Below are 12415 nucleotides of genomic sequence, written 5' to 3'. Positions count from 1 at the left end.
ATCAAATGTTTGAACGCATAATCCGCTTTTCCATCGAGCATCGATGGTTGGTGATACTCGGTGTTATTGCCATGATGGGTATTGGTATCTTCAGCTACCAAAAGCTGCCAATTGATGCCGTACCCGATATTACCAATGTCCAGGTTCAGATTAATACCTCAGCACCAGGGTATTCGCCGCTGGAAGTTGAACAACGTGTGACTTTTCCGATCGAAACAGTGATGGCCGGCTTGCCAAGTCTGGAGCAGACGCGCTCATTGTCGCGTTATGGCTTGTCGCAGATTACCGTGATCTTTAAAGATGGAACGGATATTTACTTCGCCAGGCAACTGGTCAACCAACGATTGCAGGAAGCGAAAGAACGCCTGCCTGAAGGCGTTTCTCCGGTACTCGGTCCAATTTCAACGGGTTTGGGCGAAATTTATCTTTGGACAGTTGAGAGTGAGCCGAACGCAAAGAAGGCCGATGGCCAGCCTTACACGCCGACGGATCTGCGTGAAATCCAGGACTGGATCATCAAGCCCCAATTGCGCAACGTGACTGGGGTTACGGAAATCAACTCCATAGGTGGATTTGCAAAGGAATATCACGTTACACCGAACCCGACAAAGCTGTCATCTTATGGCCTGACGTTTCAGGACATCGTCACTGCGCTGGACGCGAACAACAACAATGTCGGTGCCGGTTATATTGAAAAACGTGGTGAACAGTTTCTGATCCGCGCTCCTGGCCAGGTAAAGTCGCTGGAGGATATGAGAAATATTATTCTCAATACCGTTCAAGGGGTACCGATTCGCATTCGTGATGTGGCCGAAGTCGAACTCGGGCGTGAACTGCGTACCGGTGCGGCGACCGATAACGGCCGCGAGGTTGTGTTGGGTACTGTCTTCATGCTGATTGGACAAAACAGTCGGATCGTCTCGCAAGCGGTAGACAAAAAAATGGCGGAGATTAACCGCACCTTGCCCGCTGGTGTCAAAGCCGTCACTGTTTATGACAGGACCGTGCTGGTTGACAAGGCAATCAATACCGTTAAGAAAAATCTGATGGAAGGCGCGGTACTGGTCATCGTCGTACTGTTCCTATTCCTTGGTAACATACGAGCTGCTCTGATCACCGCGATGGTCATTCCGCTGGCCATGCTGTTTACGTTCACGGGGATGGTAACTTATAAGGTCAGCGCGAACCTGATGAGTCTCGGCGCCCTTGACTTCGGCATCATCGTCGACGGAGCCGTTGTCATTGTAGAAAACTGCGTACGCCGTCTGGCTCATGCGCAAGCGCATCATCAACGCACATTGACTCGCGCGGAACGTTTTCATGAGGTATTTGCTGCGGCAAAAGAGGCGCGTCGCCCATTGTTGTTCGGTCAGCTCATCATCATGATCGTCTATATTCCTATCTTCGCCCTGACCGGTGTGGAAGGAAAAATGTTCCATCCAATGGCATTTACCGTTGTCGCGGCACTTGTCGGCGCGATGATTCTGTCGCTCACTTTCATCCCGGCCGCTATCGCACTGTTTATCGGCAAGAATGTTGCTGAAAAAGAAAATCGCGTAATGGAGTTCGCCAAGCGCTTATACACGCCTTTGCTGGCCAAGGCGTTGCTCAATAAAGCTGTCGTGGTAACCTCTGCAGTCGTGCTTATCGTACTGTCGGGTGCTGTCGCAAGTCGGATGGGGAGCGAGTTCATTCCCAATCTGAACGAAGGCGATTTTGCGATTCAGTCGTTGCGCATCCCGGGGACTAGCCTGACCCAGTCGATCGAAATGCAGAAACAGCTCGAAGCTGGTCTGAAGGCCAAGTTTCCGGAAATTGAGCGGGTCTTCGCGCGTACAGGTACTGCGGAAATTGCTTCTGACCCGATGCCGCCGAATATTTCAGACGGCTATGTGATGCTTAAGCCTGAAAAAGACTGGCCGAGTCCGAAAAAAACCCGCGCGCAAGTACTAGCGGCCGTACAAGCGGAGGCCGCCACTTACGCTGGCAACAGTTATGAGTTCTCACAGCCCATTCAGTTGCGCTTCAATGAACTCATTTCTGGGGTGCGTAGTGATGTCGCCGTCAAGATATTTGGCGACGATATGGACGTCCTGAATGCGACAGCGGCGCAAATCGCTAGTGTACTTTCTCGCATCCCCGGCGCGGCGGAGGTCAAGACCGAACAGACTTCCGGCCTGCCGATGCTCACTGTCAATATCGATAGGGAGAAGACTGCTCGCTATGGCCTCAATGTCGGCGCGGTTCAAGAAGCGTTGGCGATTGCTACAGGCGGAAGAAATGCCGGCACCGTGTTTGAGGGTGACCGCCGTTTCGACATCATCGTGCGGCTTCCGGAAGATCTGAGAACTGACTTGGAGGCACTCAAGCGCCTGCCTATTCCTTTGGCACGTTCTTCGGGAACGAACGGTGCGGCCGGGGAAGTTAGTTTCATCCCTCTCTCCGAAGTAGCCACCCTCGATTTTGCACCAGGTCCTAATCAGATCAGCCGGGAGGATGGCAAGCGACGCATCGTGGTGAGCGCGAATGTGCGTGGGCGCGATATTGGTACCTTCGTTCCTGAAGCGGAAAAACTGATTCAGAAGGAAGTCAAAATACCACCTGGTTACTGGATGATCTGGGGCGGGACTTTTGAACGACTGCAGTCAGCAACCCAGCGACTGCAACTGGTCGTGCCACTCGCATTATTCCTCGTGTTTACCTTGCTATTCGTGATGTTCAATAACGCAAAGGACGGCTTGATTGTGTTCACAGGCATTCCGTTTGCGCTGACAGGCGGCATTCTGGCGCTTTGGCTGCGCGATATTCCGCTCTCGATTTCCGCTGCAGTCGGTTTTATCGCCTTGTCTGGTGTGGCCGTGCTGAACGGTTTAGTGATGATCTCCTTTATCCGGACACTTCGCGATGAGGGCATGTCCTTAGACCAGGCAATCACGACGGGTGCGCTGACTCGTTTGCGACCAGTCTTGATGACTGCATTAGTGGCATCGCTGGGATTTATTCCGATGGCGATTGCGACCGGCACAGGTGCGGAAGTACAACAGCCACTTGCGACAGTCGTTATTGGGGGAATTATTTCATCGACGCTGCTAACGCTACTGGTCCTTCCGCTGCTTTATCGCTTAGCACATGGCAAGGATGAGGATGCTGAATCCGGTACTGTCCAGGAAAAAGATCAACTTCCTGCTTGATCCTCATATTGATTAACGACAATTGATAACAAACCGCCCAAGCATGGCATCGCTTGGGCGGAAAAAGAGCGACATAGACGTGGTCAGAAATCACAATACCGCTATGGGCACAGTAGAAAAGTATGATTTCGATAATACTGCATGTAATTATTATTTATTTTATTAAAAATGAAAATTATTAATTAATATTTTTAGAATTTCTTCTTGGTTAGCGCGATCAGAAGGTTGGCAGTAATTGAATTTTTTCAAAAAATATTGCGATTTAATTGTGCATTGATATGATGTATAGGGAAAGAGTTGGTGTATCAATGAAAAATGAAAGAGAATTTATAAAATATATCGGCGAAAAATTGTTGATATTGGCACTCGTTTTATTGTTGATTTTTGTTGTTTTTGATTCTGTGTCCTATTGGTTGCCGAATTTAAATTGGTTAATCACAAAAATTTTATAGAAATAAAATATTTGACAATCAAATAAAAATAATTTTTTGGTAAAGATGGGGGGGAGTCATGCGTATATTATTGCTGGGAAGTGATATCTCATTTGCCGATAAGGTATTTGATAGCGCCTTGAAAAATGGCTGGAGGATCAATCATGTGAAAGACCTTATCGCAGCAAGATTGGCCTTGCTTGAGACGAGTTACTCTATTGTCCTAATCGATAATGATCTATCTTCGAAATTCGGGTTGAACCTGCTTCGAAATATGCGTGCTCAATATGACGTGACACCAGTACTCATAACAGCCGAATCCTGTAAGGTGAGTGAGCGTATAACTTGGATTGATTCTGGTGCAGACGATTATTTGCTGAAACCATTTGAATTTGATGAGCTGTGGGCGCGCGTACGCGCAGTAACCCGAAGAAGTGAGGGCCGTATGGTGCCTTTAATAACTTGGGGCGATATTGAAATTGACGTCGTAAAGCGTAGTGTAACGCGTGCTGGTAAGCCAGTCCGGCTTAGCGATCACGAATACCGGATCCTGCTAACCCTTATGCAGGGGAAGGGACATGTTGTTGGACATGAGCATCTAGAAGCAATGATGTATGACGGAGCTGCTACGATTGAAAGCAATACGCTAGCCGTGCATATTTGTCAGGTCCGACGCAAACTGGGTGCGGGCATTATTACTACCGCCTATGGCCAAGGATATTTAATGGCTAATCCATGCTAAAAATTCCTTTGGAGTTGAATGCGTTCTAAATACAAAATATAAAAATTAAAAAGCTATATAAATTTTAACATACATCTCACATATTAATTGAGATCTGAAATGAATGATGCGATTAAAAATTCTCCGATAGTAGAAAATAAACCAATTGAAAGCGTGGGGGCGCGCAATCTTACAGAGATGCCTGATTTTCATCTGGAGGTCACTTGGACAGTTTTGGGTACATCCGTTCTGACATTCTTGCTGCTCATGGGATTCGTGTTATGGATGCGGCTGTCGAGTCGTAGAAAAAAGTTGGTAAAGAAAGAAATTCTTCTACCGACTCGACATCCACGAAAGCGAAAACGGCGACGCCATTAAAACCATTGTGCAGTCCAAAATTTTAATAAATTAAAAGAAGGTTATATTTTGATGCTTCGCTTTCAATCAATGAGCTGGATTGAAGTCGCTTCTCACATTATTGATATGTTGATCGCCTATGCTTTGGCATTGCCAATTGGGTGGGACAGAGAGTCGGCAACAAATGGTGGCGCAGGTTTGCGGACATTTCCTATAGTTGCAATGGCCAGCTGCGGTTTTATTTTAATTGGAATCGGTGCGCTCGGTGAAAATTCACCACAGTTAGCGCAGGTCCTATACGGTTTGATTGTGGGGATTGGATTTATTGGTACCGGTACTATCTTCAAGAGTAGTAGCGAGATGCGCGGAAATACCACGGCATCGACAGTGTGGGTGACTGGCGCAATTGGCGCTGCAGTGGGATTTGCTTTGTACGATATCGCCGTGGTATTGAGTTTTGTAACTTTTTTGACACTACGTCTCAGAAAATTAAATACATGAATGATCATGAATGCCCATCATTACGAATATTTCTTGTGAAGTTTTATGTATAGTTATTTGTTAAAATTAATGAAGTTAAAATTATTATCAATAGTAAGATATTTTAAAATATATTTCGGAGTAAACTATGTTGGAACACATCAAAGCAAGTTTGACCGATGCTAAACAGGCCCTCGATACATTTCTAACCGACGAATCTGGGCTGCAGCGGGTAGAGCGTGCAGCAAATGTCTTGCTGGCTGCCTTTAATGGTGAAGGAAGGATATTCACATGTGGTAACGGAGGGTCCATGTGCGACGCGATGCATTTTGCAGAAGAGTTTACTGGGCGTTTCCGTAATGATCGATCTGGTCTGCCAGCAACAGCGATCAGTGACCCAAGCCATATGTCGTGTGTTGCAAACGATTTCGGATATGACCAGGTATTTTCTCGCTATCTGGAGGCGCATGGGCGTGAAGGCGATGTGCTGTTAGCCATCAGTACGAGCGGAAAAAGTCCGTCGATCATTATGGCTGTTACCAGCGCCCGCAATCTCCGAATGAAGGTAATTGGATTGACGGGCAAGGCGGGTTCGGAATTTGAGCCACTATGCGATGTTTGTATTTGTGCACCAGCTGGCCAATATGCAGACCGCGTGCAAGAGATGCATATTAAGATTATTCACATACTGATCGAATTGGTAGAGCGTTCGCGCTTTCCTGAAAACTACTAGTACATTTATGTGAAAATCCGGCCTCACTGGAATGCAGAGAATTTTTACCTGATGAGATAAAACTTGTCCTTGGTTTATACTGTTTTTTTACTTCCCCATCGTTAGGGATGGTTCTTAAAGACACTGTTTCAATAGCTGCGCGAAAGATGCGGTATCGGAAAATGTTAAGTACGACCGATGTTCCACAGCGCAAGCTCCATAATTCCTTTGACATGAAAGAATTAATCCATGAATGCAACTAAACATCCCGTTGAAGGCGGACCAGAAGATAACCAGCCTGACAAGGCTGCGCAAGCCTACGACCATCCTGGGCAGGTGGCAGCCGATCACCGCCCCAAGGATGAACATGCTGGCCACGACCATGCGCATGGTGGTGCTTTGGGTGAAAATGCGGAACTCATTTTTGCCGGTGTATCGGGCATCTTGCTGCTGGCAGGATGGGGGATCGAAAAATTCTCGTTCGGCCCAAGCTGGTTGCCTACTGCATCATTTGTTGCAGCGTATTTTTTCGGCGGATTTTTTACCGCCAAGGATGCGATCGAGAATATCCGTGCGCGTCGTTTCGAAATTGACACTCTGATGCTGGTCGCTGCCGTGGGTGCTGCGGCATTGGGAAAATGGGCGGAAGGGGCTCTATTACTGTTTTTGTTTAGCCTTGGGCATTCGCTGGAGCATTATGCAATGGGGCGTGCACGTCGTGCGATCGAGGCATTGGCCAAGCTTGCTCCCGAAACGGCCAACGTACGCAGGAATGGGACGATGATTGAGCTTCCAGTGTCACAACTGCAGCTTGGCGATATCGTGATTGTCCGACCGAACGAACGCCTTCCTGCTGACGGTGTGGTGACCCGGGGTACCAGCAGTGTGAACCAGGCGCCAGTAACCGGCGAAAGCGTTCCCGTCGACAAGCAACCCGCTTCTGATCCTGCAGAGGCGGTGAAGGCTTTTGACAAGGTCGCAGCTGTAAACCGCGTGTTCGCAGGCACCATCAATGGTAGTGGCGTCATCGAGGTCATGGTGGCTCGGCGTGCGGATCAGTCGACGATGGCGCGCGTAGTCAAGATGGTTGCCGATGCAGAAACGCAGCGCTCACCGACACAGAATTTTACCGAAAAGTTTGAGCGTATCTTCGTGCCGGCAGTTCTTGTTCTGGTAACCATTCTGCTGTTTGCCGGAGTTGTGGTGGATGAACCTTTCTCGGACAGCTTTTACCGCGCCATGGCTGTCCTGGTTGCCGCAAGCCCATGTGCGTTGGCCATCTCCGTACCAAGTGCTGTATTGAGCGGTGTTGCAAGGGCAGCGCGGGGTGGTGTTCTGGTAAAAGGAGGAGCGCCGCTGGAAAATCTAGGCACGCTTACTTCAATTGCTTTTGATAAAACCGGCACTCTCACTGAAGGCAAGCCTAAGCTGACTGATGCTGTTGCAGCTGACGGGGCGACCGAACAGGAACTGTTATCAGTAGCTATGGCAATTGAGGAGCATAGTGACCATCCGCTGGCGTCCGCCGTGGTGGTCGGTGCAAAGGAACGACTAGGGAACTCCGTGATACCAGTGCAGGCGTCCGATATCAAGAGCATTACGGGGCGCGGGGTACAGGCGATGGTCGGTGAAGAACTCGTGTACATTGCCAAGCCGGTCTTTTTTTCGGAAACAGATGGAAATGTCCTGCCGGTGGACGTGCTCAACGCTGATCTGAAACTAGTGGAAGCAGGGCGTACGACCATGATTGTTCTTAAAGGGAAACGCTTTCTGGGAGTACTGGGCGTCATGGATACGCCTCGTCCAGTGGCAGGAGAGGTCATGGCGGCGCTGCGTGGTTTGGGTATCGATCGCCTGATCATGATTTCAGGCGATAATCAGCAAGTTGCCAATGCGGTTGCCAAAAGCGTAGGCTTAACTGAGGCGCGTGGCGACCTGATGCCAGAGCAAAAGGTCGAAGCGATCAAGGAACTTCGTGATAAGCACGGCAAAGTCGCCATGGTTGGCGATGGCGTCAACGATGCACCAGCTATGGCAAATGCAACAGTTGGAATCGCCATGGGCGCTGCGGGTTCGGACGTAGCGCTAGAAACGGCAGATGTTGCACTGATGGCAGACGACCTTGCACAATTACCCTTCGCCGTAGGACTGTCCAGGAGCACCAGTCGTATCATCAAGCAAAACTTGTGGGTCAGTTTGGGCGTCGTCGCAGTATTGATACCAGCCACCATAATGGGTTTGAACATTGGGACCGCGGTCATATTCCATGAAGGATCGACGTTGCTGGTTGTCATCAATGCATTACGTTTGCTGGTTTATGGTGATATTAAATCTGCAAAAACCATCGCGTAAAAAGAAAGGGCGCGCACCAGAGCTGAACGGTAGCGCGCCGAAATTTATTTTCTTAAATCCTCCCTCTTTGGCGCTATGCAGAGCCAATAAAGAACAAGGATTAACGCCGCAGCGAACCAGATCGACCATAACGTATGGCTCAGAAAATGGGCCCCGCGTAATTGCTGTGATATACCCATGGTCAACCCCACCGCAAAACCTGCTACGCCCGCAGGAATAGCCTTTTTTGGCTCGGCCGGTAGCCAAAAAACACATAACGAAATCAGCCACCGCCTGAAGCGTGTCCGGCAGGAAAACTATTTCCGGCTATAACGAAATCCGGCATAAATTCCAGAAGACGGTAATAAGGCACGGTGCCGCCAAATTGATCAATATCCCAAGGGCAGTGCGACCGGCTACTCCTCTTCAATAGACTGATAGTCGCAGGAACCAGTATCGACGATAAAATGACTCGTCGGATGCGGCGGTCGAATTTGGGTTTCCAAAACTTTCCCGGATACTTCCAGCCGATCATGGTTAGAATAGCAAAGAAAATAGCCAGTAAATTCAGTGAATTTTTAAGATATTTGTGTAACAGGCGTTCGGTCACCCATGAATTTCGCAACGGAAAAACCTGCTGTTGGGCGTCAAAGCTCAGTCCTGCTAGCCACATGTCGATATTAGCGGCCTGCCCCATCCATAATAGCAAGCCGGCGCTAACAGCTAAGAGGAGCAATGCCTTGGAGTATGCCTTACTCTGCATTGGTGCATCCGTTTAAGATATCAAGCTCTGGCTTGTAAACTGAGGTGCTTACGCCGAGCAATCCCAGTATCGAATGGAATACATTATCATGCGAGTAAGGCAAGGCGCGTCGCGCGTCCAGACAAGAACGTTTGAGTCGCAGTCTGTCTTGAAAGCCATCTGACATCCATATAAGCATCGGTACGTGGCGCTGTTCTATGGGGGATATAACAAAAGGCGTTCCAAAAAAACAACTTAAATGATATGTAAGAGAATGAATCAGTGGATAATAGTTAATTCGATGGCGGATGCCTGTATTCGATCAACCTTTTCCCAGCATCGCATAGAAAAATATCCGCGAAGTATACATCGTATATTCTTATCTCGAATATTAGATAGGAGGGGCACGAATTTCTGGATATTGCAGAAAAAATGAATTGGCTGTGCAAAGCTATTGCTTCTGGAACTAGCAAGTAATGTATAAGTCTGGCACGTAGATGTATGCTGCAAGCTACGGTTCGCGTAGCGGTTTGGCAGGCTGTTTGGCAGGCTTTAGCTACGCGAGTAACAAGCTACACTGTCGGGCTACATGCCACGTGCAAGGAAATAACATGTGCCGGTTAAACAGTTATCAGCTAGTTAGCATAAAGAGGATTTGATCCCACATATACGCGAACACCATGCGTTTTCATTTCGGCTGGTGCAATGGAGGATAGATCAAAATCATCTGTAGGGCGAAGAGTATCGAATAGCCAGGTAAACTGTTTTCCATCAGAGGTGAATGTAACGACATCTCCCTGCCTGACATTTACATATTTTGTAGATGGCAAAATTGTGACGCTACGTGTTACTGCTTGGGTTTGGACCGTGCTGCCAAGGTTGGTTTTAGCCATGACTTTACTCTGAGACTGAGCAGTGGCAATTAGCGGGCTGAGGGATGCAATCACAAACGCGGTGATGATTTTGGTTTTGATTAAGTTCATTTGATCTCCTGCCTCATGGTTGTGGTGAAAGAATCTTCGAATTCGGTGAGTTCATTTTATAGAAGTGATCGCACACCGGAATGGCCGAATCATTACATTTGCATTACAACAGTAAGCGTCAGCTACCCAATCTTTACCGCCATCAACGAGTGCGTGCAAAACCTGGGGAGATGACCTGATGCAACATTCGGCGGCATTCTTTTCGGTTCGGCATGATTGCGGTAATCTGACGGGTATCGCAACGGCGAGGGAGATGGTCATGCGTTTGATTATAGAGGCACGCATCGTTGACGGAGACGACGATACCAGCCGAGCAGACAATGCGGTTCTGGCGGTGATCGAGCGTCCCGACCATAGTCTTTCACAGCTGGGTCTCACGCTTTCCGAGGGGAGATCTCTTTTGGCCGAGGTGCAGCGCGCATTGGTGATGCAGCAAGTGGATTCATGGCTTGCCGGACAAATGCATTGCAGGTTTTGCGCCGCAGCCTTGCAGCACAAGGAAAGCCGGGCGCGTGTCGTGCGCACCGTATATGGCAAGGTGACCGTGCCGAGCCCGAGACTGTGGTCATGCAATTGCCATGGCGCGCCAAAACGTACGTTCAGTCCCTTGAGCGAGGCGCTGCCCGAACACACGACACCCGAGTTGAACTACCTCCAGGTCAAATGGGCTGCCCATCTGCCGTTCAGAGCGGCGACCGATTTGCTCAAAGAACTTTTGCCGCTGGATCAGGGCATCTCTTTCAGTGGCACCAGGAATCGGATCCACGTTGTTGGCAAGCTGCTCGATGCCGAAATCGAACGTGATATCGCCAGGCAGGTCGTCACAGAGCCCAGTGACAGTGAATCCGAGCATGTCGGCGCAGTCAGCGTGGATTCGGCCTGGCTTCGTCACACCGACTCCATTCGGGGTCTGGGTCGGCATGTGAATCTCGTCGTCGGCCGCGCGACTTTTGTCGACGGCGAGCCGCGTGTCTACGCCTACGTCCACAAGGAAGTCGCATCGGCGGCTGCACGGCTGGATCAGTTTCTCAGTCGTTGCGGCGTGGCGCCCAATCAGCGCGTGACGGTGATTAGCGACGATGCCGGCGAATTCAGCAAAGCCGTCAAAGGAAGCCAGCTCGCGCGCGGCCGTATCCTGGACTGGTTTCATATCGCGATGAAGTTTCAGGCGGCACTGAACTCGATTTCCGGCGAAAAGACCATCGACTCGCTTGGACACGAGTCGATGGAGCGTGATATTCGCGGCGCCAAATGGTTGGTCTGGCATGGCAAGGGCAGTAAGGCGGTGGCCAGAATCAAGGCACTTGATGACAGGCTGCTGTGCAGGGATGGTTACGAATTCTCAAGGCTGTGGTGGAATCTGCGTACCGTCAGCTGCTACATCCGCAACAACACCGATTCCCTGGTCAACTATGGTGCACGATATAGAAAAGGCCTGCCAATCAGCAGCAGCATCGCCGAATCGGCCGTGAATCTGGTCGTCAGCCAGCGCATGGCCAAGAAGCGCCAAATGCGCTGGACCGACGAAGGCGCGCACTGCCTTGCACAGGTCAGAGTCGCCGTTCTCAATGGCGAACTCTCGCCAGGCAGACTGCAAACTTTGATCGCGACCAGGCCGACTTCCGTCGCCTCTCGACAGTCTTGCGCCAATGGCAGCACATTTGAGCAGCAAGGATGATCTGTCAGCCTCCCCAGGTTTTGCACGCACTCGTTCCGCGCCTCAATTTTTATTGTGTTGGACTTACCGTCAGTTTCCATATAGAATTTCTCAGTCGCTCTGCGGCATTGTTTTAAGCTTCAGCTCCTTCATGCCCTGGGCATTGGCGAGTACATCAAGACTCCTCAGTTTCAAACTGCCGCACTGCGGAACGTTCGTTCATCCTCGCATTTCAACCCATTGCAATTCATTCGCGTCGTCGGAATCCTTTCCGGCACGGATGGTGGTTCCTGCACGCACTCAAGGAGCACCATATGAAACTTAAACTCCGTGACCCCATCAATTTCATTGGGCGCACGATTCTCTACAGACATCAAGCGTGGCTTATCGAGAAAGTCGCATCGACGACGATCTACCTATCACGGCCTGGTCTGGGACAGACAGGCCAGATTAAGCTTTCCCAATTTTCCGAATGTCGGGTTTATCCCACGCGAGAAGAAGTTCTCGCGCGGTTTCCAATGTTGCTTCGCGCATTGCGCTTCGCGCCCAATCTAACGCACGGGGAAGCCGTCGACGCCATACACGGTATGATCTCATCCGGGCCTTATTACATGGGATCGGAAGCGGTTGCACACGTAGGCGGCGCTGCGAATGCGATTAATCACGCATGGCGCCGCCGCCACAACGTTCAACGACAGGCTGCAATTTAAGCAGCCTCATAGCGACTAGGGAGCGCAATCGCTCCCGTACAAATTTCTACCACCTGGGTGAACTGATCTTGCCCCCATATAACCAGACACAGCCAATCGT

The 12415-nt window shown here is 49.8% G+C and carries 9 protein-coding genes; 7 read left to right on the top strand and 2 right to left on the bottom strand.

Annotated features, from left to right (window positions below):
- Positions 1 to 5: 5 nt before the first annotated feature.
- The 5 genes from JAB4_RS29915 to JAB4_RS29895 all read left to right on the top strand — a co-directional run bounded on the left by JAB4_RS29915 (position 6) and on the right by JAB4_RS29895 (position 8244).
- Positions 6 to 3191 carry a CusA/CzcA family heavy metal efflux RND transporter gene (locus JAB4_RS29915; RefSeq protein ID WP_070222885.1) on the top strand — a complete coding sequence of 1062 codons (3186 nt, stop codon included), beginning with the start codon at positions 6 to 8 and terminating at the stop codon, positions 3189 to 3191.
- A 510-nt stretch (positions 3192 to 3701) separates the two neighbouring features.
- Positions 3702 to 4364 carry a response regulator transcription factor gene (locus JAB4_RS29910; RefSeq protein ID WP_071650237.1) on the top strand — a complete coding sequence of 221 codons (663 nt, stop codon included), beginning with the start codon at positions 3702 to 3704 and terminating at the stop codon, positions 4362 to 4364.
- Between the two features lie 426 nt (positions 4365 to 4790).
- Positions 4791 to 5201 carry an MgtC/SapB family protein gene (locus JAB4_RS29905; RefSeq protein WP_217494206.1) on the top strand — a complete coding sequence of 137 codons (411 nt, stop codon included), beginning with the start codon at positions 4791 to 4793 and terminating at the stop codon, positions 5199 to 5201.
- A 127-nt stretch (positions 5202 to 5328) separates the two neighbouring features.
- Positions 5329 to 5913, top strand: a complete 585-nt coding sequence (locus JAB4_RS29900; RefSeq protein WP_071650239.1) for an SIS domain-containing protein — start codon at positions 5329 to 5331, stop codon at positions 5911 to 5913.
- Positions 5914 to 6141: 228 nt separating this feature from the next.
- Positions 6142 to 8244 (top strand): heavy metal translocating P-type ATPase, encoded by a 2103-nt coding sequence (locus tag JAB4_RS29895; protein WP_083287486.1) that lies wholly within the window; start codon positions 6142 to 6144, stop codon positions 8242 to 8244.
- A 262-nt stretch (positions 8245 to 8506) separates the two neighbouring features.
- Here the strand turns inward: JAB4_RS29895 and JAB4_RS29890 are convergent, their stop codons facing one another.
- Both JAB4_RS29890 and JAB4_RS29885 read right to left on the bottom strand, forming a co-directional pair.
- On the bottom strand, positions 8507 to 8986 hold the full coding sequence (locus JAB4_RS29890; RefSeq protein WP_083287487.1) for a hypothetical protein: 480 nt from the start codon (positions 8984 to 8986) through the stop codon (positions 8507 to 8509).
- Between the two features lie 614 nt (positions 8987 to 9600).
- A complete protein-coding gene (locus JAB4_RS29885; protein ID WP_071650240.1) occupies positions 9601 to 9948 on the bottom strand; it encodes a CzcE family metal-binding protein in 348 nt (115 codons plus the stop codon).
- 259 nt (positions 9949 to 10207) lie between these two features.
- Here JAB4_RS29885 and JAB4_RS29880 point away from each other — a divergent pair, with 259 nt between their 5' ends.
- Together JAB4_RS29880 and JAB4_RS29875 are read left to right on the top strand one after the other, a co-directional pair.
- Positions 10208 to 11626, top strand: coding sequence for an ISKra4 family transposase (locus JAB4_RS29880; RefSeq protein WP_175445163.1), 1419 nt, complete (start codon positions 10208 to 10210; stop codon positions 11624 to 11626).
- Between the two features lie 293 nt (positions 11627 to 11919).
- Complete coding sequence (locus tag JAB4_RS29875) at positions 11920 to 12315, top strand: hypothetical protein (protein WP_070308602.1); 396 nt, start codon at positions 11920 to 11922, stop codon at positions 12313 to 12315.
- Positions 12316 to 12415: the final 100 nt, after the last annotated feature.

The sequence above is a fragment of the Janthinobacterium sp. HH102 genome (assembly GCF_001758625.2).
In the GTDB taxonomy this organism is placed as follows: Bacteria; Pseudomonadota; Gammaproteobacteria; order Burkholderiales; family Burkholderiaceae_D; genus Janthinobacterium.
Note: the sequence above shows the minus strand (reverse complement) of the source record. Positions and strands in the feature narration are given on the sequence as shown.